Annotated in this window: 19 protein-coding genes; 9 read left to right on the plus strand and 10 right to left on the minus strand. The window is 60.2% G+C overall.

Annotation, left to right across the window (positions count from 1 at the left end; genetic code table 11):
- From dnaA to gyrB, 4 genes are read left to right on the plus strand one after another with little or no spacing between them, the layout of a single operon-like run.
- Entirely contained in the window at positions 1–1,506 is a 1,506-nt protein-coding gene (gene dnaA / locus C4J88_RS00005; RefSeq protein ID WP_124360574.1) for a chromosomal replication initiator protein DnaA, read from the plus strand.
- 38 nt (positions 1,507–1,544) lie between these two features.
- Positions 1,545–2,648, plus strand: coding sequence for a DNA polymerase III subunit beta (dnaN, locus tag C4J88_RS00010; protein WP_124405882.1), 1,104 nt, complete (start codon positions 1,545–1,547; stop codon positions 2,646–2,648).
- 20 nt (positions 2,649–2,668) lie between these two features.
- A complete protein-coding gene (gene recF / locus C4J88_RS00015) occupies positions 2,669–3,772 on the plus strand; it encodes a DNA replication/repair protein RecF (RefSeq protein WP_124360576.1) in 1,104 nt (367 codons plus the stop codon).
- A 4-nt stretch (positions 3,773–3,776) separates the two neighbouring features.
- Positions 3,777–6,194 carry a DNA topoisomerase (ATP-hydrolyzing) subunit B gene (gene gyrB / locus C4J88_RS00020; protein WP_124360577.1) on the plus strand — a complete coding sequence of 806 codons (2,418 nt, stop codon included), beginning with the start codon at positions 3,777–3,779 and terminating at the stop codon, positions 6,192–6,194.
- A 92-nt stretch (positions 6,195–6,286) separates the two neighbouring features.
- Here gyrB and C4J88_RS00025 read toward each other — a convergent pair whose 3' ends face one another.
- The gene (locus tag C4J88_RS00025) at positions 6,287–7,009 is read right to left on the minus strand and encodes a response regulator transcription factor (protein WP_124405883.1); all 723 of its coding nucleotides are present in this window, start codon (positions 7,007–7,009) and stop codon (positions 6,287–6,289) included.
- A 371-nt stretch (positions 7,010–7,380) separates the two neighbouring features.
- Here C4J88_RS00025 and C4J88_RS00030 point away from each other — a divergent pair, with 371 nt between their 5' ends.
- Positions 7,381–9,657: a CHASE2 domain-containing protein gene (locus C4J88_RS00030; protein WP_124405884.1), complete on the plus strand. Its 2,277-nt coding sequence runs from the start codon at positions 7,381–7,383 to the stop codon at positions 9,655–9,657.
- Positions 9,658–9,837: 180 nt separating this feature from the next.
- On the opposite strand, the gene C4J88_RS00035 is transcribed toward C4J88_RS00030, so the two are convergent.
- From C4J88_RS00035 to glyQ, 4 genes are all read right to left on the minus strand, one after another.
- Positions 9,838–10,608: a 1-acyl-sn-glycerol-3-phosphate acyltransferase gene (locus tag C4J88_RS00035; RefSeq protein ID WP_124365238.1), complete on the minus strand. Its 771-nt coding sequence runs from the start codon at positions 10,606–10,608 to the stop codon at positions 9,838–9,840.
- An 82-nt stretch (positions 10,609–10,690) separates the two neighbouring features.
- Positions 10,691–11,230 carry a D-glycero-beta-D-manno-heptose 1,7-bisphosphate 7-phosphatase gene (gmhB, locus tag C4J88_RS00040; RefSeq protein WP_177412804.1) on the minus strand — a complete coding sequence of 180 codons (540 nt, stop codon included), beginning with the start codon at positions 11,228–11,230 and terminating at the stop codon, positions 10,691–10,693.
- Positions 11,230–13,284: a glycine--tRNA ligase subunit beta gene (gene glyS / locus C4J88_RS00045; protein WP_124365239.1), complete on the minus strand. Its 2,055-nt coding sequence runs from the start codon at positions 13,282–13,284 to the stop codon at positions 11,230–11,232. The genes gmhB and glyS overlap by 1 nt, the downstream gene beginning before the upstream one ends.
- Positions 13,281–14,234, minus strand: a complete 954-nt coding sequence (glyQ, locus tag C4J88_RS00050) for a glycine--tRNA ligase subunit alpha (RefSeq protein ID WP_124405885.1) — start codon at positions 14,232–14,234, stop codon at positions 13,281–13,283. Before glyQ ends, glyS begins: the two co-directional genes overlap by 4 nt.
- Positions 14,235–14,315: 81 nt before the next feature.
- On the opposite strand from glyQ, the gene C4J88_RS00055 reads away from it, so the two are divergent.
- Together C4J88_RS00055 and C4J88_RS00060 are read left to right on the plus strand one after the other, a co-directional pair.
- Positions 14,316–14,873 carry a DNA-3-methyladenine glycosylase I gene (locus tag C4J88_RS00055; RefSeq protein WP_124402558.1) on the plus strand — a complete coding sequence of 186 codons (558 nt, stop codon included), beginning with the start codon at positions 14,316–14,318 and terminating at the stop codon, positions 14,871–14,873.
- A gap of 40 nt (positions 14,874–14,913) precedes the next feature.
- Positions 14,914–15,801 (plus strand): lysophospholipid acyltransferase, encoded by an 888-nt coding sequence (locus tag C4J88_RS00060; RefSeq protein ID WP_124360583.1) that lies wholly within the window; start codon positions 14,914–14,916, stop codon positions 15,799–15,801.
- Between the two features lie 135 nt (positions 15,802–15,936).
- Here the strand turns inward: C4J88_RS00060 and C4J88_RS00065 are convergent, their stop codons facing one another.
- The 5 genes from C4J88_RS00065 to def all read right to left on the minus strand — a co-directional run bounded on the left by C4J88_RS00065 (position 15,937) and on the right by def (position 20,496).
- Positions 15,937–16,248 carry a tetratricopeptide repeat protein gene (locus C4J88_RS00065; RefSeq protein ID WP_124369041.1) on the minus strand — a complete coding sequence of 104 codons (312 nt, stop codon included), beginning with the start codon at positions 16,246–16,248 and terminating at the stop codon, positions 15,937–15,939.
- Positions 16,249–16,263: 15 nt separating this feature from the next.
- The gene (gene trkA / locus C4J88_RS00070) at positions 16,264–17,637 is read right to left on the minus strand and encodes a Trk system potassium transporter TrkA (protein ID WP_124360585.1); all 1,374 of its coding nucleotides are present in this window, start codon (positions 17,635–17,637) and stop codon (positions 16,264–16,266) included.
- A gap of 22 nt (positions 17,638–17,659) precedes the next feature.
- On the minus strand, positions 17,660–18,970 hold the full coding sequence (rsmB, locus tag C4J88_RS00075; protein WP_124405886.1) for a 16S rRNA (cytosine(967)-C(5))-methyltransferase RsmB: 1,311 nt from the start codon (positions 18,968–18,970) through the stop codon (positions 17,660–17,662).
- A complete protein-coding gene (gene fmt / locus C4J88_RS00080; protein ID WP_124405887.1) occupies positions 18,967–19,920 on the minus strand; it encodes a methionyl-tRNA formyltransferase in 954 nt (317 codons plus the stop codon). Before fmt ends, rsmB begins: the two co-directional genes overlap by 4 nt.
- 69 nt (positions 19,921–19,989) lie before the next feature.
- Positions 19,990–20,496, minus strand: a complete 507-nt coding sequence (gene def, locus C4J88_RS00085; RefSeq protein WP_005783383.1) for a peptide deformylase — start codon at positions 20,494–20,496, stop codon at positions 19,990–19,992.
- Positions 20,497–20,631: 135 nt separating this feature from the next.
- Between def and C4J88_RS00090 the strand changes: the two genes are divergently transcribed.
- Together C4J88_RS00090 and dprA are read left to right on the plus strand one after the other, a co-directional pair.
- Positions 20,632–21,408, plus strand: a complete 777-nt coding sequence (locus C4J88_RS00090) for a peptidoglycan-binding protein (RefSeq protein WP_124405888.1) — start codon at positions 20,632–20,634, stop codon at positions 21,406–21,408.
- Positions 21,409–21,471: 63 nt separating this feature from the next.
- Positions 21,472–22,575 (plus strand): DNA-processing protein DprA, encoded by a 1,104-nt coding sequence (dprA, locus tag C4J88_RS00095; protein WP_124365245.1) that lies wholly within the window; start codon positions 21,472–21,474, stop codon positions 22,573–22,575.
- The last annotated feature ends 3 nt before the right edge of the window (positions 22,576–22,578 follow it).

The raw sequence follows: 22,578 nt of genomic DNA on the forward strand, positions 1-22,578 counted from the left end.
GTGTCAGTGGAACTTTGGCAGCAATGCGTGGAGCTTTTGCGCGATGAGCTGCCTGCCCAGCAATTCAACACCTGGATCCGTCCGCTACAGGTCGAAGCCGAAGGCGACGAGTTGCGTGTCTACGCGCCCAATCGTTTTGTTCTCGACTGGGTCAACGAGAAGTACCTGAGCCGCGTTCTCGAATTGCTCGACGAACATGGCAACGGCATCGCGCCCGTGCTCTCCTTATTAATAGGCAGCAAACGCAGCTCCGCACCTCGCGCTGCTCCGAATGCGCCATTGGCCGCGGCTGCTTCCCAGTCCCAGGCTGCACCGGTTGCCGCTGCCCCTGCGCCGACGCCTTCCAAGTCTTCCGCGCATAAAAATGCATTGGAGAACGAAGAGCCGTCCCGTGACAGCTTCGACCCCATGGCAGGTGCCAGCTCCCAGCAAGCTCCCGTGCGTGCCGAGCAGCGCACTGTGCAGGTTGAAGGCGCGCTCAAGCACACCAGCTATCTGAACCGCACCTTTACCTTCGAGAATTTTGTCGAAGGTAAATCCAACCAGCTGGCCCGTGCGGCCGCCTGGCAAGTGGCCGACAACCCCAAGCACGGTTACAACCCGCTCTTCCTTTATGGCGGGGTTGGCTTGGGTAAAACGCACTTGATGCACGCTGTGGGTAACCACCTGTTAAAGAAGAACCCGAATGCCAAGGTGGTCTACCTGCACTCGGAGCGCTTCGTGGCTGACATGGTCAAGGCGCTACAGCTCAATGCCATCAACGAGTTCAAGCGTTTCTATCGCTCCGTTGATGCGTTGCTGATCGATGACATTCAATTCTTCGCGCGCAAGGAACGTTCCCAAGAAGAGTTTTTCCACACGTTCAACGCGCTGCTCGAAGGCGGACAGCAGGTCATCCTCACCAGTGACCGTTACCCCAAAGAGATCGAAGGCCTGGAAGAGCGCTTGAAATCGCGATTCGGCTGGGGGTTGACCGTTGCTGTAGAGCCACCAGAGCTGGAAACCCGCGTCGCGATCCTGATGAAAAAGGCCGACCAGGCCAAAGTTGATCTGCCCCACGATGCCGCGTTCTTTATCGCCCAGCGTATTCGTTCCAACGTGCGTGAGCTGGAAGGCGCGCTCAAGCGGGTTATCGCGCACTCGCACTTCATGGGCCGTGACATCACCATCGAGCTGATTCGCGAATCCCTGAAAGACTTGCTGGCACTGCAGGACAAACTGGTGAGTGTGGATAACATCCAGCGTACCGTTGCCGAGTACTACAAGATCAAGATTTCCGACCTGCTATCCAAGCGCCGTTCGCGTTCGGTAGCGCGTCCGCGCCAGGTGGCCATGGCCCTCTCCAAGGAGCTGACCAACCACAGTCTGCCGGAAATCGGCGATGTGTTTGGCGGTCGCGACCACACCACGGTTTTGCACGCGTGCCGCAAGATCAACGAACTTAAGGAATCCGACGCGGATATTCGCGAGGACTACAAGAACCTGTTGCGTACACTGACTACGTGATGACACCAGCGCAGCTTATTAAGGCAAGGGACTAGACCATGCATTTCACCATTCAACGCGAAGCCCTGTTGAAACCCCTGCAACTGGTCGCAGGCGTCGTCGAGCGCCGACAGACCTTGCCGGTGCTGTCCAACGTACTGCTGGTGGTCGAAGGCCAGCAGCTGTCCTTGACCGGTACCGACCTGGAAGTCGAACTGGTTGGCCGCGTGCAGCTCGAAGAGCCCGCCGAACCCGGCGAAATCACCGTGCCGGCGCGCAAGCTGATGGATATCTGCAAGAGCCTGCCGAACGACGCGCTGATCGACATCAAGCTCGACGAGCAGAAGTTGGTGGTCAAGGCGGGTCGCAGTCGTTTCACCCTGTCGACCTTGCCGGCCAATGACTTCCCGACGGTTGAAGAAGGCCCGGGTTCGCTGACTTGCAGCCTGGAGCAAAGCAAGCTGCGTCGCTTGATCGAGCGCACCAGCTTCGCCATGGCCCAGCAGGACGTGCGTTACTACCTTAACGGCATGCTGCTGGAAGTGTCCGAAGGCATCATCCGTGCTGTGGCAACTGACGGCCACCGCTTGGCGATGTGTTCGATGCGCGCCGATATCGGCCAACCGGATCGTCACCAGGTCATCGTGCCGCGTAAAGGCATCCTCGAGTTGGCGCGCTTGCTCACCGAGCCGGATGGCAACGTCAGCATCGTCCTGGGGCAACACCACATCCGCGCGACCACCGGCGAATTCACCTTCACCTCCAAGCTGGTTGACGGCAAATTCCCGGATTACGAGCGCGTACTGCCTAAAGGCGGTGACAAGCTGGTGCTCGGCGATCGCCAGGCCCTGCGTGAGGCATTCAGCCGTACGGCCATTCTCTCGAACGAGAAGTACCGGGGTATTCGCCTGCAATTGGCCAACGGTCAGTTGAAGATCCAGGCCAATAACCCGGAGCAGGAAGAAGCCGAAGAAGAAGTAGGCGTTGACTACAGCGGTGGTTCGCTGGAAATCGGCTTCAACGTGAGCTACCTGCTGGACGTGCTGGGTGTGATGACCACCGAACAGGTTCGCCTGATTCTGTCGGATTCCAATAGCAGCGCGCTGGTACAAGAATCCGATAACGACGACTCGGCTTACGTTGTTATGCCGATGCGCCTGTAATCATTCTCAGCAGAAGCTAGATGTCCCTCAGTCGCGTCTCGGTCACCGCGGTGCGCAATCTGCACCCGGTGACCTTCTCCCCTTCCCCTCGCATCAATATTCTCCATGGCGCCAATGGCAGTGGCAAAACCAGCGTGCTGGAAGCCATCCACCTGCTGGGCCTCGCCCGTTCCTTCCGCAGCGCCCGCCTGTTACCAGTGATTCAATACGAACAGCTAGCGTGCACGGTATTTGGCCAAGTTGAATTGGCCGAGGGTGGACACAGCGCCCTGGGGATATCCCGCGATCGCGGCGGAGAGTTTCAGATTCGCATCGATGGGCAGAATGCGCGCAGTGCTGCGCAATTGGCAGAAATCCTGCCGTTGCAGTTGATCAACCCCGACAGCTTCCGCCTGTTGGAAGGCGCACCGAAGATCCGCAGACAATTCCTCGATTGGGGAGTGTTCCACGTGGAACCGCGTTTCATGGCCACTTGGCAGCGCCTGCAGAAGGCCCTGCGGCAGCGGAACTCGTGGCTGCGGCATGGTACACTTGACGCCGCTTCACAAGCGGCGTGGGACCGGGAACTGTGCCTGGCCAGCGACGAAATAGATGAATACCGCCGTGCCTATATCAAAGCCTTGAAACCAGTCTTTGAGCAGACCTTGAGCGAGTTGTTGGACCTCGAGGGGCTGACGCTGAGTTATTACCGAGGTTGGGACAAAGAACGTGAGCTGAGTGCAGTGCTTGCGACGTCCCTGCAGCGTGATCAGCAAATTGGCCACACCCAGGCCGGACCCCAACGCGCTGATTTGCGCCTTAGATTAGGCGCTCACAATGCTGCGGATATCCTGTCCCGCGGCCAGCAGAAGTTGGTGGTGTGTGCATTGCGTATTGCGCAAGGGCATCTGGTCAGCCAGTCCCGACGCGGCCAATGTATTTATCTTGTGGATGACTTGCCGTCCGAACTCGACGAGCAACACCGCCGCGCGCTATGCCGCTTATTGGAAGACTTACGCTGCCAAGTGTTTATCACCTGTGTAGACCACGAATTATTGAGGGAAGGCTGGCAGACGGAAACGCCAGTCGCTTTGTTCCACGTGGAACAAGGCCGTATCACCCAGACCCACGACCATCGGGAGTGAAGGCATGAGCGAAGAACACACGTACGACTCGACCAGCATTAAAGTGCTGAAAGGTTTGGATGCCGTACGCAAACGTCCCGGTATGTACATTGGCGACACCGATGATGGTAGCGGTCTGCACCACATGGTGTTCGAGGTGGTCGATAACTCCATCGACGAAGCTCTGGCCGGTCACTGCGACGACATCAGCATCATCATCCACCCGGATGAATCCATTACCGTACGCGACAATGGTCGCGGTATTCCGGTAGACGTGCACAAAGAAGAAGGCGTCTCGGCGGCAGAGGTCATCATGACCGTGCTCCACGCCGGCGGTAAGTTCGACGACAACTCCTATAAAGTGTCTGGCGGCTTGCACGGCGTAGGTGTCTCGGTAGTGAACGCGCTGTCCGAAGAGCTCGTTCTCACCGTACGCCGCAGCGGCAAAATCTGGGAACAGACTTACGTCCACGGTGTTCCACAGGAACCGATGAAAATCGTCGGTGACAGTGAAACCACGGGCACCCAGATTCACTTCAAGCCTTCGGCTGAAACTTTCAAGAACATCCACTTCAGCTGGGACATCCTGGCCAAGCGGATTCGCGAACTGTCATTCCTCAACTCCGGTGTTGGCATCGTCCTCAAGGACGAGCGCAGCGCCAAGGAAGAGCTGTTCAAGTACGAAGGCGGCCTGCGTGCGTTCGTTGAATACCTGAACACCAACAAGACTGCGGTCAATCAGGTGTTCCACTTCAACATTCAGCGTGAAGACGGCATCGGCGTGGAAATCGCCCTGCAGTGGAACGACAGCTTCAACGAGAACCTGTTGTGCTTCACCAACAACATTCCCCAGCGCGATGGCGGTACTCACCTGGTGGGTTTCCGTTCCGCGCTGACGCGCAACCTGAACACCTACATCGAAGCGGAAGGGTTGGCGAAGAAGCACAAAGTCGCCACCACCGGTGATGATGCCCGTGAAGGTTTGACCGCGATTATTTCGGTCAAGGTTCCGGACCCCAAGTTCAGTTCCCAAACCAAAGACAAGCTGGTGTCTTCCGAAGTGAAGACCGCGGTGGAACAGGAGATGGGCAAGTACTTCTCCGACTTCCTGCTGGAGAACCCGAACGAAGCCAAGCTGGTCGTCGGTAAGATGATCGATGCCGCGCGTGCGCGTGAAGCGGCGCGTAAAGCCCGTGAGATGACACGTCGTAAAGGCGCACTGGACATCGCTGGCCTGCCAGGCAAATTGGCCGACTGCCAGGAGAAGGACCCTGCCCTCTCCGAGTTGTACCTGGTGGAAGGTGACTCTGCTGGCGGTTCCGCCAAGCAGGGTCGCAACCGCCGTACCCAGGCTATCCTGCCGTTGAAGGGTAAGATCCTCAACGTTGAGAAAGCACGCTTCGACAAGATGATTTCTTCCCAGGAAGTCGGCACCTTGATCACCGCATTGGGCTGCGGTATTGGCCGTGATGAATACAACATCGACAAGCTGCGTTATCACAACATCATCATCATGACCGATGCTGACGTCGACGGTTCGCACATTCGTACCCTGCTGCTGACCTTCTTCTTCCGCCAGTTGCCTGAATTGATCGAGCGCGGCTACATCTACATCGCCCAGCCGCCGTTGTACAAAGTGAAAAAGGGCAAGCAAGAGCAATACATCAAAGACGACGACGCCATGGAAGAGTACATGACGCAGTCGGCCCTGGAAGATGCCAGCCTGCACTTGAACGACGAAGCCCCAGGAATCTCCGGAGAGGCGCTGGAGCGCCTGGTCAACGACTTCCGTATGGTGATGAAGACGCTCAAGCGCCTGTCGCGCCTGTACCCGCAGGAGCTGACCGAGCACTTCATCTACTTGCCGGCCGTGAGCCTGGAGCAGCTGGGCGACCATGCTGCCATGCAGGATTGGCTGGCCCAGTACGAAGTGCGTCTGCGAACGGTAGAGAAGTCTGGCCTGGTGTACAAAGCCAGCCTGCGCGAAGACCGTGAACGCAACGTATGGCTGCCAGAGGTTGAACTGATCTCGCACGGCCTGTCGAACTACGTCACCTTCAACCGCGACTTCTTCGGTAGCAACGACTATAAGACGGTGGTCACTCTCGGCGCGCAATTGAGCACGCTGCTGGACGACGGCGCTTATATTCAGCGTGGCGAACGCAAGAAGCAGGTCAAGGAGTTCAAGGAAGCCCTGGACTGGTTGATGACCGAAAGTACCAAGCGTCACACCATCCAACGGTACAAAGGTCTGGGCGAAATGAACCCGGATCAGCTGTGGGAAACCACCATGGACCCGGCTCAGCGTCGCATGCTGCGAGTGACCATCGAAGACGCCATTGGCGCAGACCAGATCTTCAACACCCTGATGGGTGATGCGGTCGAGCCTCGTCGTGACTTCATCGAGAGCAATGCCTTGGCGGTGTCTAACCTGGATTTCTGATCAGGTACCGGCAATAACAAAAAGGCCAACGCTAGCGTTGGCCTTTTTTATGGGTTTTTGTTAAGCATTAGTGAAATGCTCCACGTGGAACATCATCCCTCGGCGGGCGCCGCCACACTCTCCAACCGATAGCCGTACCCGTAGATTGTCAGCAGCTGCCATCCTCGATCCGCCGTTAATCCGAGCTTGTTGCGCAAGCGGTAGATATGCGTATCCAGGGGGCGAGACGATACCATTTCCTCATGGGTCCAAAATCGCTCATACAGGTATTCGCGAGACAGTGGCCGCGCCAGGTTGGCAAACAGGCAGCTGGCCAAGCGGTACTCCCGTTCGGTGAGATTGATCGGTGTGCCGGCGCGTGTCACCGTCAACTCGGCATCATCGAACGTCAGGTCATTGAAGCTTTGGAGTTCATTGCTGGCGGACTTTTGCAGCCCATGTCGACGCAGGACGGCGCTGACGCGAGCCTTGAGTTCATTAGGACGAAAGGGTTTGCTGACGTAGTCGTCCGCTCCACTGTTGAGCGCCGTGACGATATCGCTCTCCGCATCGCGGCTGGTGAGCATGATCACGGCCGGTGGTGACTCCATGTGCTCGCGGGTCCAGCGCAACAACGCAATGCCGCTGATATCCGGCAGTTGCCAGTCGAGTATCAACAGGTCGAAGGTTTCACGGCGCAGTTGGCGCAGCAGGTCCTCGCCGCGCTCAAAACAATGCACGGACCAGGGCTGTTCCGAAGTGCTGGGAATCTGTCGCAGTGTCTGTTCTACCCGTCTCAACTCGGCGGGCTCGTCATCCAGTATTGCGACACGCATGAGTGGATCCTTCCTGCAAAAATACGGCAGCTTAATCAGGGGCGCCTTGTGCACATACACAGACCCGCCGATGAATCTGAACAATTATGGGCGGATACAACGAACTCCGAAACTCTGGGTACGCTGATATCAAAGGACCGTAACCAGCGAAAATCCTAGGCCCTCAAGGGGAAGATACCGGCTCCTGGCCATGAGGAAAAGGATCGATATACGCTATGGTGACTACCGGGTCCTCCAGTAAGACCGAAATAAGCTTCACTGGTTTCAGTACCTCTAATGCGTCCCATCGTAACCACCTGGAGGGAGACCGGGCTTATGACAGGTTCATATGACGATCATCGATGTTATGGCGGGCCTGTAGCGGTGGCCCTGTGAAGCTATGGAGTAAAGCTGAAAAACGCCAACCCACCCGGGCGCAGCTGCTGTTCCATGGACTGGTGCGCGAATGGTTGCTGATTGGCCTGGTACTGTTGCCCTTCACCGCGTACCTATCCCTGAGTCCGGGCCTGGCGCTCAATAACCCGCTCTATGACAGCCTGCGCCAGTTGGCACCGTTGTCTGTGGACCCACGCATCGTATTGGTGACCATTGACGCGCCTAGCCTGGAAGAACTTGGCCCATGGCCCTGGCCGCGCAGTGTGCATGCAGACTTGATCGAACGGCTCAGTGCTGCCCAGCCGGCAGGGATCTTATTCGATGTGATCTTCAGTGAGCCGGGCGAAGGCGCGGGTGATCAACGATTGGCCGATGCCGTGTGCAATGCAGGCAATGTATTGCTGCCGATTGTGACGGATAGCCGGGCACGGTCCAGGCAGACCGGGGAGCCATTGTCGCCCTTGCTCAAGTGCGCCAGGGGCATCGGCCACATCAACGTCGAATCGGATAATGACGGTGTCGTGCGCAGCCTGTATCTACGCGAAGGTCCACCGGGAAGCACGCTGCCACAGCTGGCCTGGCTGGCATACACGTTGAACGGGCAAACATCGACGATGCCCGGCATGCCGCTTGAGCCCCGCAGTCAGCAATGGCACCAGGAGCATGAGATTCGCGTTCCGTTTACCTCTGCCCAGGAGCGCTTTCCAAGTGTTTCCTACGTCAGCGTACTGCGTGGCGAGGTGGCTCCAGACGCGCTGCGCGGTCGACTGGTTCTGGTCGGCGCCACGGCCTATGGAATGGGCGAAAGTTTCGTTACCCCGCTCTCCGCGACCGGCTCGACCGCGGGCGTGGAGATCCAGGCCAATGTGCTCAACGGTTTACTGCAGGGGCGCAGCATTGTCGATCTGCCGGGTTGGCTGGCGGCCTTGATGGCTACGTCCGTGGTGGCATTGTTGCTGGGCCTGCTGCTGTATCGCCCGCGTTATGCGCTATGGATGACCCTGGGCTGCATGGCCGCGTCGGTACTGATGTCGTGGGCGTTACTGAGCCTGGGCCATTGGTGGTCGCCTTCGGCCTGCCTGATTGGGTTGTTGCTCAGCTATCTGATCTGGAACTGGCGGCGCCTGAGCGTAATCCTCGCCTACTTCGGTTGGGAACTGGCGCGCCTGGATAACGAACCGAAAGTATTGCCAGAGCGGCGTCGTGCACCGGCCAGCAAGGGCGATGTGCTTCAGGGGCGCATCTTCGCCCTCGAGCAGGCGGTCAGTCGCACCCGGGATACACAGCGCTTTATGGCGGATGGACTGGAATGCCTGCCGGTCGCAACACTGATCACCGATCCCCAGGGGAGCATCCTGTTGGCCAATCGCGTTGCCCGTGACGTATTCGGCAACGACCTGGTACGCGAAAAGCTCCTCGAACAGCTCGCCGACCTGGGTTACCCACCGCTGCATAACGGCGTGCGCCCTGCCCTGTCTGCACTGGAGCTGGTCGAGTTTCGTGATATCCACCAACGCAGTTTGCGCATGGAGCTTGCGCCCTTGCTTCCAGCCGAGGGCGATATCGCCCTTGGCTGGCTGCTGAGCCTCACGGATTTAAGCAAGGAACGCGAAGCCCAACAGCATCGCGAGACCATGCTGCGCTTTCTGTCCCATGACTTGCGCGCACCGCATTCGGCAATCCTCGCGCTGTTGGATGTACACGACAGTGAATCGCCCATTTTTGGCCAGATCGAACAACAGGTCCGACGGGCGCTGAGCCTCACCGAGTCCTTCGTGCAATTGGCGAAAGCCGAGGCTGACGGCTATCAATTCCAACCTACGTTGTTCGCCATGCTGGTAATGGATGCTTTCGATCAGGTGGCGATCGTTGCCCAACTCAAGGGCATTCATCTGGTTCACGATCTGGATGAAGCAGACGAAGGCATGGTGCTCGCCGATCAATCGCTGCTCACCCGTGCGCTATTCAATGTGCTGGAAAACGCGATCAAGTATTCGCCATCCGGCACCACCGTCCGATTGAGTCATGGCTGTGTGGGGGGTTGGTTGGAATGCCGCATCAGCGATCAGGGGCCCGGAATTGCGCCAGAAGATTTGCCAGAGCTGTTCAACCAATACCGGCGCTTCAATTCGGCCCAAGGCAGTGACGGCCTAGGGTTGGGCCTGACCATGGTGAAGGCCGTCGTAGAACGCCACGGTGGGCATGTCAGCTGTGAAAGCGAGCTGGGCATGGGTTCGACGTTCATCCTGCAACTGCCACCGTTGGAGGACTGAAAACGATCTTTTCTGCTGTGCATAAAAAACCGGTCACAAAGACCGGTTTTTTTATGAAGAAAAAACTTATGCACGTTTTCTGAGATTTTATGCGCTTCAGAAATATGCCTGTAGATCAGCAGGTTACTGAGCAAAAATGCACATTTTCCAACAAACCGTACACAGCTTATCCACAGATGCTCAAATCTCCGGCGTCTCTACCACTACGGGCTCCGGCGGCAACGAACCCATGGCCCGCTGCTGCGCTTCATTCCAGGCAGCGGCGCGGTCATTCAATGCAGCAATGGCACGCGGGCCTTCGCCCTCTGCGTACATGGGCTCGCCGATCACCACGGTAATGGTGCCTGGGCGTTTGGCCCAGCCGGTCTTGGGCCAGAACTTGCCGGCGTTATGGGCAATCGGCAACACCGGCAGATTGGCGTTGACCGCCAGCGCAGTGCCACCTCGGGAGAATTTGCCGACAGTGCCATAAGGCACACGCGTACCTTCCGGGAAGATCAGCACCCAAACGCCATCCTTGAGCAGCTCGTCGCCCTTCTTGGCGACATGCTTGAGCGCCGCCTTGGGATTGTCACGGTCGATCGCAATCGGGCGCAGCATTGCCATGGCCCAACCAAAGAACGGCACGTACAGCAGCTCACGCTTGAGCACTTGGCTCAAGGGCGAGAAGTACGCCGAGAGAAAGAACGTTTCCCAGGTGCTCTGATGGTTAGACAGAATCACACAGGGCTGGTCCGGGACGTTTTCGGCGCCCTTGACCTCGAAACGGATATTCAGGAATACCTTGGACAGCCACAACGCGCAGCGGCACCAATACACATTGATGAAGCGATAGCGCGCCTTGAACGGCAGGAACGGTGCAATAAAAAAGCTCAGGGTGCACCAGAGAAACGAACTGGTGCCCAGCAGCAGGTAAAAGAAAAAGGTTCTGATGGCCTGCAAGATCGACATGGCGGCATTTACCGTTGCGGGACACGGCCCGCCTGTTAAAAGCGCACTCCCGAACAATCCTTGGTCAGGAAGTCGAGGGCGGCTAGTTGTTGATAAGTTCTGCGGCAACCGCCGCCAGATCGTCAAAAATCAAAGTGCCTACCGGCAGGTTTTTCGCCTGGGTCTTTTCGCCTTTCCCGGTCTTTACCAAAACTGGCTGAGAGTCGACGGCTTTGGCCGCCTCCAGGTCACCGAGACTGTCCCCGACGAACCATATCCCAGCCAAGGGCACCTTGTAATGTTCTGCAATGGTTTTCAACATGCCAGGCTTGGGCTTGCGGCAAGCGCAGCCCTCATCCGGCCCGTGGGGGCAGTACACCACCAGCCCCACCTCACCGCCCTGCTCCGCCACCAATGTGCGCAAGCGCGCATGCATGGCGTCCAGGATGGCGATGTCGTAATAACCGCGGGCGATGCCGGACTGGTTAGTGGCAATGGCCACCGTCCAGCCGGCTTTGCTCAACTGCGCGATGGCCTCGATCGAACCGGGCAGTGGAATCCATTCCGCCACCGACTTGATGTAAGCGTCGGAGTCGTAATTGATCACCCCGTCCCGATCGAGAATCAGCAGTTTCAACATGATCAGCCCAGTACGGAAATGTCAGCGATGTTGATGAACAACCCACGCAGACGCGCCAGCATGGCGTAGCGGTTTTTCCGCACGCCGGCATCTTCGGCGTTGATCATCACCGCTTCGAAGAAGGCATCCACCGGCTCACGCAGCGAAGCCAACCGCGCCAACGCTTCGGCGTAGTTACGCTCGGCGATCAGCGGCTTCACGGCGTTTTCGGCCTTGGCGATCGCCGAGTTCAGCGAGAACTCCTTGGCGTCGGCAAACAGACCTGGGTCGACTTCGGCAGTGCCGAGGTTGTCGGCTTTGCTCAGCAGGTTCGATACACGTTTGTTCACGGCGGCCAGGGCATCGGCTTCCGGCAGCTTGCGGAACGCCTGTACGGCTTGTACGCGCTGGTCGAAGTCCAGCGCCGAACCCGGTTGCAGGGCACGTACCGACAGGTAGACGGAAACGTCCACGCCTTCGTCTTCGTAACGCGCACGCAGGCGGTCGAACACGAACTCCAGCACTTGCTCGGCAAGGCCCGCTTGCTTGACCTTGGTACCGAACTGGCCGACCGCAAACACCACGGCCTGGGTCAGGTCGAGGTCCAGCTTCTTGTCGATCAGGATACGCAGCACGCCCAGGGCCGCACGACGCAGGGCATACGGGTCTTTGCTGCCGGTAGGCAACATGCCGATACCGAAGATACCGACGAGGGTGTCCAGCTTGTCGGCGATGGCCACGGCCGCACCGGTCAGGGTGGTCGGCAATTCAGCGCCGGCACCGCGCGGCATGTACTGCTCGTTCAGCGCCAGGGCCACGTCGTCCGGCTCGCCGTCGTTGAGGGCGTAGTAGTAACCGGCGACGCCTTGCATCTCAGGGAATTCGCCGACCATCTCGGTGGCCAGGTCGCACTTGGACAGCAGGCCGGCACGCGCGGCCCAGGCAGCGTCGCCGCCAATGCGCGGCGCAATGTAGGCCGCCAGCTTGGAAACGCGCACGGCCTTGTCGTAGACGCTGCCGAGTTTTTCCTGGAACACCACGTTTTGCAGGCGCAGGTTGAAGTCTTCGAGCTTCTGCTTCTTGTCTTGCTTGAAGAAGAACTCGGCGTCAGTCAGGCGCGGGCGAACGACTTTCTCGTTACCGGCGATGATCTGCTGTGGGTCCTTGCTCTCGATGTTGGCCACGGTGATAAAGCGCGGCAGCAACTTGCCATCCACATCCAGCAGGCAGAAGTACTTCTGGTTGTCCTGCATGGTGGTGATCAGCGCTTCCTGCGGCACATCGAGGAAACGCTCTTCGAACGAGCACACCAGCGGCACGGGCCACTCAACCAGGGCGGTCACTTCGTCGAGCAGGCTTGGCGGCACGATGGCGGTGCCTTCCTGCAGGCGGGCCAGCTCTTCGGTGCGCTTGCTGATCAGCTCGCGACGCTCATTGGCATCGGCCAGCACATAGGCGCCGCGCAGGTCATCGAGGTAGCTGGCCGGCGAGGTGATGCGCACGCTCTGCGGATGGTGGAAGCGGTGGCCACGGGAATCGCGGCCGGCCTTCTGGGCGAGGATGGTGCACTCGATGACCTGGTCACCGAGCAGCATCACCAGCCATTGGGTTGGGCGTACGAACTCTTCCTTGCGAGCACCCCAGCGCATGCGCTTGGGGATTGGCAGGTCGTTCAGGGAATCTTCGACGATGGTCGGCAACAGGCTGGCCGTTGGCTTGCCGGCGATGACCTGGCTGAAACGCAGTTTCGGGCCGCTCTGGTCAATTTCGCTCAGCTCGACGCCGCACTTCTTGGCAAAGCCCAGTGCTGCCTGAGTCGGGTTGCCGTCGGCGTCGAACGCGGCCTGACGCGGCGGGCCATCCAGGTTGATATTGCGGTCCGGCTGCTGGGTTTCCAGCGCGGTGAGCAATACCGCCAGGCGGCGTGGCGCGGCGTAGACCTTCTTTGCGGCGAACTTCAGGCCAGCGCTGTGCAGGCCTTTTTCGATACCGGCCAGGAACGCATCGGCCAGGGTGTTCAACGCCTTGGGTGGCAGCTCTTCGGTGCCCAGTTCAACCAGGAAATCTTGAGCACTCATTGTGCAGCCTCCAGCTTAGCCAACACTTCATCACGCAAATCCGGGGTTGCCATCGGGAAGCCCAGCTTGGCGCGAGCCAGCAGGTAGGCTTGGGCGACGGAACGCGCCAGGGTGCGTACACGCAGGATGTATTGCTGGCGCGCGGTTACCGAGATGGCACGGCGCGCGTCCAGCAGGTTGAAGGTATGGGACGCCTTCAACACCATTTCATAGCTTGGCAACGGCAGCGGCTGGTCGAGTTCGATCAGGCGCTTGGCTTCGCTTTCATAGAAGTCGAACAATTCGAACAGCTTGTCGACATTGGCGTGTTCGAAGTTGTAAGTGGACTGCTCCACTTCGTTCTGGTGGAACACGTCGCCGTAGGTGACCTTGCCGAACGGGCCGTTAGCCCACACCAGGTCGTAGACCGAGTCCACGCCTTGCAGGTACATGGCCAGGCGCTCGAGGCCGTAGGTGATTTCGCCGGTCACCGGGTAGCACTCGATGCCGCCCGCTTGCTGGAAGTACGTGAATTGCGTCACTTCCATGCCGTTGAGCCACACTTCCCAGCCCAGGCCCCAGGCGCCAAGGGTCGGCGATTCCCAGTTGTCTTCGACGAAACGGATGTCGTGGACCAGTGGGTCCAGGCCGACATGTTTCAGCGAGCCCAGGTACAGTTCCTGGAAGTTGTCCGGGTTGGGCTTCAATACCACCTGGAACTGGTAGTAATGCTGCAGACGGTTCGGGTTCTCGCCGTAGCGGCCGTCAGTCGGGCGACGACTGGGCTGCACATAAGCGGCGTTCCAGGTTTCCGGGCCGATGGCCCGCAGGAATGTAGCGGTGTGGAAAGTGCCGGCGCCTACTTCCATATCGTAGGGCTGAAGTACCACACAACCTTGCTCGGCCCAGTATTGCTGGAGGGCGAGGATCAAGTCTTGGAAGGTACGCACGGCTGGCGTAGGCTGGCTCACGAAATTCACCTGTTACTTGGGCTGCGATTTAAAGAGCGGGAGTATACCCGATTCGGCCCTGCCACCACTCCCTGGAGCCTTATGCCACGCTGCTTTTGGTGTTCTGAAGATCCGCTGTACATGGCTTATCACGATCAGGAGTGGGGAACGCCGCTGCGCGATGCGCAGGGTTTGTTCGAGTTGCTTTTGCTCGAAGGGTTCCAGGCGGGCCTGTCCTGGATCACGGTTTTACGCAAACGCGAGCATTACCGGAAGGTCTTGTTCGGCTTTGATGCGCAGCGCCTGGCCAAGCTGACCGACGCTGAAATCGAAGCGCTGATGCAAGACCCTGGCATTGTGCGCAACCGTCTGAAGCTCAACGCCACACGCCGCAATGCCGCAGCCTGGCTGGCGTTGGAAGACCCTGTGGGTTTGCTCTGGTCGTTCGTCGGCGGCGTGCCCAAGGTCAATCACTTCAAGGATCGCAGCGAAGTCCCGGCAATTACCCCCGAGGCGCAAGCGATGAGCAAAGCCTTGAAAAAGGCCGGCTTCACCTTTGTCGGGCCGACCATCTGCTACGCGTTCATGCAAGCCTCGGGCATGGTCATGGACCACACTCAGGACTGCGACCGTTACGCGGACCTGGCCAACGCCGGTTAGAATGCGCGCTTTGCGTACCACACACGATCAGGAGTGACCTGTGGAAAAGTTTAAAGGCGCCTTGCTGGTAGGCGCTCTTCGGTTGTTTGCCCTGCTGCCCTGGCGCGCCGTACAGGCCGTCGGCACGGGCATCGGCTGGATCATGTGGAAAACCCCCAACCGCTCCCGCGACACGGTGCGGATCAACCTGTCCAAATGCTTCCCGGACATGGACCCGGCCGAGCGCGAGCGCCTGGTGGGCCGCAGCCTGATGGACATCGGCAAGTCATTGACCGAAAGCGCCTGCGCCTGGATCTGGCCGGCCCAGCGTTCCATCGACCTGGTGCGCGAAGTTGAAGGCCTGGAGGTGCTGCATGAAGCCTTGGCGTCGGGTAAAGGTGTGGTGGGGATCACCAGCCACCTGGGCAACTGGGAAGTGCTGAATCATTTTTATTGTAGCCAGTGCAAGCCGATCATTTTCTATCGCCCGCCCAAGCTCAAGGCTGTTGACGACTTGTTGCGCAAGCAACGCGTGCAACTGGGCAACCGCGTGGCGGCGTCCACCAAGGAAGGCATTCTCAGCGTGATCAAGGAAGTGCGCAAAGGCGGCCAGGTGGGGATCCCTGCCGACCCGGAGCCGGCTGAATCCGCCGGGATCTTCGTGCCGTTCTTCGCGACCCAGGCGCTGACCAGCAAGTTCGTACCGAACATGCTCGCGGGCCACAAGGCGGTCGGCGTGTTCCTGCACGCCCTGCGCCTGCCGGACGGCTCAGGCTACAAAGTGATCCTGGAAGCGGCCCCGGAAGACATGTACAGCACCGACACCGCCACGTCCTGCGCGGCGATGAGCAAGGTAGTGGAACGGTATGTCGGCGCCTACCCGAGCCAGTACATGTGGAGCATGAAGCGCTTCAAGAAACGCCCGCCGGGCGAGGCGCGGTGGTACTGATTCACCGCTGACTCAAACACAACACAAAACCAATGTGGGAGGGGGCTTGCTCCCGATCGCGGTGGTTCAGTCAACTATGCATTGGCTGACACACTGCTATCGGGAGCAAGCCCCCTCCCACATTTTGATCTGCGTTCAGGCTTGGCGATCGAGTTTCTTCAGGAACACCGTCATCTCTTTTTCGGCCTGTTTGTCGCCATGGGCCTGGGCCGCCTGTATGCCTCTTTCCCACGCATCTCGTGCGGCAGCGTTATCACCCTGCCCCAACTGCGCCTTGCCCAACAACTTCCAGGCCGCCGAATACTTCGGATCGAACTCGACGCACTTGGTTAGATGCTCGGCTGCCTTGGCATTGTCCTTCAAGTCCAGATAACCCTTGCCCAAGCCAAAGCGCAGCAGCGAATTATCCACACCCTTGGCCAACATCTTTTCCAGAGACTCCAGCATCGCTTCACTCCTTGATCAGAAAAAGCTCAACCCCACGTGGAACAGCTTCTCCACATCGCGGATATGTTTCTTGTCCACCAGGAACAGGATCACATGGTCACCGGTGGCGATCACCGTATCGTCGTGGGCGATGATCACTTCTTCATCGCGAATGATTGCGCCGATGGTGGTGCCCGGTGGCAAGCCGATATCACGGATCGCCCTGCCGATCACCTTGCTCGACTTCGAGTCGCCATGGGCAATCGCCTCGATCGCCTCCGCCGCGCCACGGCGCAGGGAGTGCACGCTGACGATGTCGCCACGGCGCACATGCGCGAGCAACGTGCCGATGGTCGCCAATTGCGGGCTGATGGCGATGTCGATATCGCCGCCCTGGATCAGGTCGACATAGGCCGGGTTGTTGATGATGGTCATCACCTTCTTCGCACCCAGCCGCTTGGCCAGCAGCGAGGACATGATGTTGGCCTCGTCATCGTTGGTCAGCGCCAGGAAGATATCGGCGTCGGCGATGTTTTCTTCCATCAGCAGGTCGCGGTCCGAGGCGCTGCCTTGCAGTACGACGGTGCTGTCGAGGGTGTCGGACAAATGCCGGCAGCGCGCCGGGCTCATCTCGATGATCTTCACCTGATAGCGGCTTTCGATGGCCTCGGCCAGGCGCTCGCCGATCTGCCCGCCGCCTGCGATGACGATGCGTTTATAGGTTTCGTCGAGCCGGCGCATTTCGCTCATCACTGCGCGAATATTGGCCTTGGCCGCGATGAAAAACACTTCGTCATCAGCTTCGATAACGGTGTCGCCCTGGGGCAGGATCGGCCGGTCACGTCGGAAAATCGCCGCCACGCGGGTTTCCACATTCGGCATGTGTTCGCGCAGTTGGCGCAGTTGCTGGCCCACCAGCGGCCCGCCGTAGTAGGCCTTTACCGCGACCAGCTGCGCCTTGCCTCCGGCGAAGTCGATCACCTGCAAGGCACCTGGAATTTCGATCAGGCGCTTGATGTAGTGAGTGACCACCTGTTCCGGGCTGATCAGCACGTCCACCGGAATGGCGTCGTTGTCGAACAGGCCGGCGCGGGTCAGGTAGGCCGCCTCGCGGACACGGGCGATCTTGGTCGGGGTATGGAACAGCGTGTGCGCGACCTGGCAGGCGACCATATTGGTTTCGTCGCTGTTGGTGACCGCGACGAGCATGTCGGCATCGTCGGCGCCGGCTTGACGCAGCACGGTCGGGAACGACGCACGGCCTTGTACCGTGCGGATGTCCAGGCGGTCGCCCAGATTGCGCAGGCGCTCGGCATCGGTGTCGACCACGGTGATGTCGTTGGCCTCGCTGGCCAAATGTTCAGCCAGCGTGCCACCGACCTGCCCTGCCCCAAGGATGATGATTTTCATCCGGTCACTCCCTTAAACCCATTCAGCCGCGCGCGGCGGCGATCTTGATCAGTTTGGCGTAGTAGAAGCCGTCGTGCCCGCCTTCCTGCGCGAGCAGTTGCCGGCCGTGCGGTTGCTTGATGCCGGCCGTGGTCGCAAGGTCCAGTTCCCGCGCGCCGCTGGTGCGGGCAAGGAAGGCTTGGATGACCTCGGTATTCTCGGTGGGCAAGGTGGAGCAGGTGGCGTACAGCAGGATGCCGCCGACTTCCAGGGTCGGCCATAGCGCGTCGAGCAGTTCGCCTTGCAGCACGGCCAGGGCGGCGATGTCGTCGGGCTGGCGGGTCAGCTTGATGTCCGGATGACGACGGATCACGCCGGTGGCCGAACACGGCGCATCCAGCAGGATGCGCTGGAACGGTTTGCCATCCCACCAGGTGGCGGTGTCGCGGCCGTCGGCGGCGATCAACTCGGCGCTGAGGCCCAGGCGTGCGAGGTTCTCGCGTACGCGCACCAGGCGTTTGGCTTCCAGGTCGACGGCAACTACACCGCCCAGGTCTTTTTCGACTTCCAGGATGTGACAGGTCTTACCGCCAGGCGCGCAGCAGGCGTCCAGTACGCGCTGGCCGGGCGCCAGGTCGAGCAGGTCGGCGGCCAATTGCGCGGCCTCGTCCTGCACGCTGATCCAGCCTTCGGCAAAGCCCGGCAGGCTGCGCACGTCGGTGGCGGCCTCAAGCACGATGCCGTCGATGCTGTACACGCATGGCGCGGCGTTGATGCCGGCCTCGCTGAGCAATTGCAGATAGGCGTCGCGGCGGTGATGGCGCCGGTTGACCCGCAGGATCATCGGCGGGTGCGCGTTATTGGCTGCGCAGATGGCCTCCCATTGCTCGGGCCAGAAGGCCTTCAGGGATTTTTGCAGCCAGCGCGGATGCGCGGTACGCACCACCGGGTCATGTTCCAGCTCGGCCAGCAGCGCTTCGCTTTCGCGCTGGGCGCGGCGCAGCACGGCATTGAGCAGGGCCTTGGCCCAGGGCTTTTTCAGCTTGTCGGCGCAACCAACCGTTTCACCAATGGCGGCGTGGGCCGGCACGCGGGTGTAGAGCAATTGGTAAAGACCCACCAGCAACAGCGCCTCGACGTCGGCGTCCGCCGCCTTGAACGGCTTTTGCAGCAGCTTGGCTGCCAGCGCCGACAAGCGTGGTTGCCAACGGGCGGTGCCGAACGCCAAGTCCTGGGTGAAACCGCGATCGCGGTCTTCGACCTTGTCCAATTGCGTGGGTAACGAACTGTTCAGCGACGCTTTGCCGTTGAGCACGGCGGCGAGGGCCTTGGCGGCGGCCAGACGCGGGTTCATTGGGCGACCACGCCGAGAACGGTGCCCAGGGCAAACTTCTCACGACGGCTGTTGAACAAATCGCTGAAATTAAGCGCCTTGCCACCGGGCAATTGCAGACGGGTCAGGCACAGCGCCTGTTCACCGCAAGCCACCAACAGGCCGTCCTTGCTGGCATCGATAATCTCGCCGGGTGCGCCTTTGCCGTCGGCCAGGGTCGCGGCCAACACCTTCAACGCTTCGCCGTTAAGGGTGCTGTGGCAGATCGGCCATGGGTTGAAGGCCCGCACACAGCGCTCCACCTCCACGGCCGGGCGGCTCCAGTCGATGCGTGCTTCGTCCTTGTTCAGTTTGTGGGCGTACGTCGCCAGGCTGTCGTCCTGCACCTCGCCTTCCAGGGTGCCGGCAGCGAGACCGGCGATGGCCTGGATGACGGCGGGCGGGCCCATTTCAGCCAGGCGGTCGTGCAGGCTGCCGCCGGTGTCTTCAGCGGTAATCGGGGTGGTGACTTTGAGCAGCATCGGGCCGGTGTCCAGGCCGGCTTCCATGCGCATGACGGTCACGCCGCTTTCGCTGTCGCCGGCTTGCACCGCGCGCTGGATCGGCGCCGCGCCGCGCCAGCGTGGCAGCAACGAAGCGTGGCTGTTGATGCAGCCCAGGCGCGGGATATCGAGTACGGCCTGGGGCAGGATCAAACCGTAGGCGACGACCACCAGCAGGTCCGGCTTCAGTGCGGCCAGTTCAGCTTGGGCGCCGGCGTTGCGCAGGGTCGGTGGCTGCAGCACGGTAATACTGTGCTCCAGCGCCAGTTGCTTGACCGGGCTGGGCATCAGTTTTTGCCCGCGCCCGGCCGGGCGATCCGGCTGGGTGTACACCGCGACGATTTCATAAGGGCTGGCAAGCAGCGCCTTGAGGTGTTCGGCGGCAAATTCGGGGGTACCGGCAAAAACAATGCGCAGTGGCTCGGTCATCGGAGTTCTCGGTTAAAAACAGTCACAAAAGAAAAAGGCTTGCCGCAGCAAGCCTTTGGAAGAAGGGCATCAAGCTTGCTGGCGATGCTTTTTTTCCAGCTTCTTCTTGATCCGGTCACGTTTGAGGGTGGACAGGTAATCGACAAACAGCTTGCCGTTGAGGTGGTCGCACTCGTGCTGGATGCACACCGCCAACAGGCCTTCGGCAATCAGCTCGAACGGCTTGCCGTCGCGGTCCAGGGCCTTGATCTTCACGCGAAGGGGGCGTTCGACGTTCTCGTAGAACTCCGGCACCGAGAGGCAGCCCTCCTGGTATTCGCCCATCTCGTCGGTCAGCGGTTCGAACTCGGGGTTGATGTACACCCGCGGTTCGCTGCGATCTTCGGAGAGGTCCATGACCACGACGCGCAGGTGCACGTTGACCTGGGTCGCGGCGAGGCCGATGCCCGGGGCTTCATACATTGTTTCAAACATGTCATCGACCAACTGACGAACCTTGTCGTCCACTACGGCCACCGGCTTGGCGATCGTGCGCAGGCGCGAGTCGGGAAATTCGAGGATGTTCAAAATAGCCATAAGCGTAATTGCTGCACATGTGAGGTAGAGGCAAATCGGCGGTGGGATGGACCCAGGCAGCCGGTGTGAAACGTTCGAAAGCCGCGAAGGCTATGGCGTTTCACGCGAACGCACATAATAAAGGAGATTGACCCCATGAGGAAATCGCTACTCGTCTTGCTGCTATGGACCCAGTTCGCCATGGCGCTGATTCCCCAGCCCGGCCAGCGCCTGGATTCTTCCACGCAAAAGGCTATCCAGGGCTTCTTGCTGCACAACCGCATACTCGACTCGCCCCAGGACCTGGACAACGCGCCCTATATCGTTGCCGCCGATGCCGGGCGCGTGCTGGGCGCCACGGGTGAACGCATCTATGCCAGAGGCAGCCTGGATCCGACCCAGCCGAGCTATGGGATCTTCCGCCGAGGCAGGGTCTACACCGACCCCAACACTCGGGAATTGCTTGGGGTCAACGCCGACGACATCGGCACCGCACGCTTTTTGCTGGCTGACGACCTGACCACCCTGGCCGTGCAAAGGGTGACCCAGGAAGTGCGCCCAGGCGACCGTTTGCTGCGCGCCGAACCCGGCGTCGGCCTGGCGGACCTGAAAATCCCTGCAGCTGCGCCCTTCGTTGAAGGGCACATCATCGACATCCCCAAGGGGGTCACGCAGATCGGCGTGCTGGATACGGTAACCCTGAACAAGGGGCGCCGCGATGGCTTGGTCGAAGGCCAATTGCTTACGGTGATCCGGGCTGGCGCCTCGGTGCGCGATGCACTTACCGGTGCCCCGACGAGACTCCCGGAGGTTCGCGCCGGCACGCTGCTGGTGTTTCGCACCTATGAAAAACTCAGCTATGCCCTGGTGCTCAGCGCGTCCCGCTCCCTGGCGGTAATGGATCGTTTCGAGAGCGCCGATCAAACGCAATAAATAGCCTGCTAAATAAGTTACCAACAGAGTTATCCACAGCTTGTTCCGGTCAAGGACGATCAAATGTTTCCGATAAACAGTCATGAAATTTCCCCGGCAGAGCTGGAAGCCCGGCTACGCTTGCACAGGCTGCCGGAACTGGGTCCCCAGCGTTTTCGCGTGTTGATCGAGGCGTTCGGCTCTGCTTCCAAAGCCATCAGTGCACCGGCCAGTGCCTGGCGCGCGCTCGGGTTGCGGGCGGTGAGTGCCGATGCCCGGCGCAGTGCGGAGGTGCGCGATGGGGCCAGTGCGGCGCTGGCGTGGCTGGCCCGCCCGGCCCAGCATTTACTGATGTGGGACCAGCCTGACTACCCTGCACTGCTCAGCCAGATCGACGATGCACCGCCGCTGTTATTCGTTGCCGGCGACCCGACGTTGCTGGAAAAACCGCAGCTGGCCGTGGTCGGCAGCCGTCGCGCTTCCCGCCCTGGCATGGACACCGCTGCCGCCTTTTCCCGCAGCCTGGCCAGTGCCGGTTTTGTCATCACCAGCGGCCTCGCACTGGGTATCGACGGTGCGGCTCACCAAGCCGCATTGGACGTGGGTGGTCATACCATCGGTGTGCTCGGCACCGGCCTGGAAAATTTTTATCCACAGCGCCATAAGACGCTCGCCGCCGCCATGATTGCCCAGGGCAGCGCCGTGGTTTCCGAGTTTCCCCTGGACGCCCCACCCCAGGCCGGCAACTTTCCACGGCGCAATCGCATCATCAGTGGTTTATCCCTGGGTGTTCTGGTGGTGGAAGCCGGCATGGCCAGTGGTTCGCTGATCACCGCACGCCTGGCTGCGGAACAAGGGCGTGAGGTCTATGCCATTCCTGGTTCCATCCATCACCCCGGCGCCAAGGGCTGTCACCAGTTGATTCGCGATGGCGCGGTGCTGGTGGAAACCATCGAACACATTCTGGAAGGCTTGCGCGGTTGGCAGGCGCTGTCACGCCCGGCGCCGGTGCCGGTGGTGCATCCGCTGGTGGCCCTGCTGCACGCGGCTCCCCATACCAGCGAAGCCCTGGCGATTGCCAGTGGCCGGCCACTGGCCCAGGTGCTGGCGACCCTGACCGAGCTGGAACTCGAGGGCCAGGTGATCTGCGAAAGCGGGCGATGGCTGGCGCGCTGCGAACGTTTGTAGCGG

The sequence above is a fragment of the Pseudomonas sp. R4-39-08 genome (assembly GCF_003852275.1).
In the GTDB taxonomy this organism is placed as follows: domain Bacteria; phylum Pseudomonadota; class Gammaproteobacteria; order Pseudomonadales; family Pseudomonadaceae; genus Aquipseudomonas.

What these genes read in the sequence shown, in the direction of transcription:
- C4J88_RS00090 (WP_124405888.1), top strand. Translation starts at nt 20,632, where the DNA reads ATGAGGAAATCGCTACTCGTCTTGCTGCTATGGACCCAGTTCGCCATG.
- fmt (WP_124405887.1), bottom strand. Translation starts at nt 19,920, where the DNA reads ATGACCGAGCCACTGCGCATTGTTTTTGCCGGTACCCCCGAATTTGCC.
- dprA (WP_124365245.1), top strand. Translation starts at nt 21,472, where the DNA reads ATGTTTCCGATAAACAGTCATGAAATTTCCCCGGCAGAGCTGGAAGCC.
- glyS (WP_124365239.1), bottom strand. Translation starts at nt 13,284, where the DNA reads ATGAGTGCTCAAGATTTCCTGGTTGAACTGGGCACCGAAGAGCTGCCA.
- C4J88_RS00055 (WP_124402558.1), top strand. Translation starts at nt 14,316, where the DNA reads ATGCCACGCTGCTTTTGGTGTTCTGAAGATCCGCTGTACATGGCTTAT.
- C4J88_RS00025 (WP_124405883.1), bottom strand. Translation starts at nt 7,009, where the DNA reads ATGCGTGTCGCAATACTGGATGACGAGCCCGCCGAGTTGAGACGGGTA.
- C4J88_RS00035 (WP_124365238.1), bottom strand. Translation starts at nt 10,608, where the DNA reads ATGTCGATCTTGCAGGCCATCAGAACCTTTTTCTTTTACCTGCTGCTG.
- rsmB (WP_124405886.1), bottom strand. Translation starts at nt 18,970, where the DNA reads ATGAACCCGCGTCTGGCCGCCGCCAAGGCCCTCGCCGCCGTGCTCAAC.
- dnaN (WP_124405882.1), top strand. Translation starts at nt 1,545, where the DNA reads ATGCATTTCACCATTCAACGCGAAGCCCTGTTGAAACCCCTGCAACTG.
- C4J88_RS00065 (WP_124369041.1), bottom strand. Translation starts at nt 16,248, where the DNA reads ATGCTGGAGTCTCTGGAAAAGATGTTGGCCAAGGGTGTGGATAATTCG.
- def (WP_005783383.1), bottom strand. Translation starts at nt 20,496, where the DNA reads ATGGCTATTTTGAACATCCTCGAATTTCCCGACTCGCGCCTGCGCACG.
- trkA (WP_124360585.1), bottom strand. Translation starts at nt 17,637, where the DNA reads ATGAAAATCATCATCCTTGGGGCAGGGCAGGTCGGTGGCACGCTGGCT.
- gyrB (WP_124360577.1), top strand. Translation starts at nt 3,777, where the DNA reads ATGAGCGAAGAACACACGTACGACTCGACCAGCATTAAAGTGCTGAAA.
- recF (WP_124360576.1), top strand. Translation starts at nt 2,669, where the DNA reads ATGTCCCTCAGTCGCGTCTCGGTCACCGCGGTGCGCAATCTGCACCCG.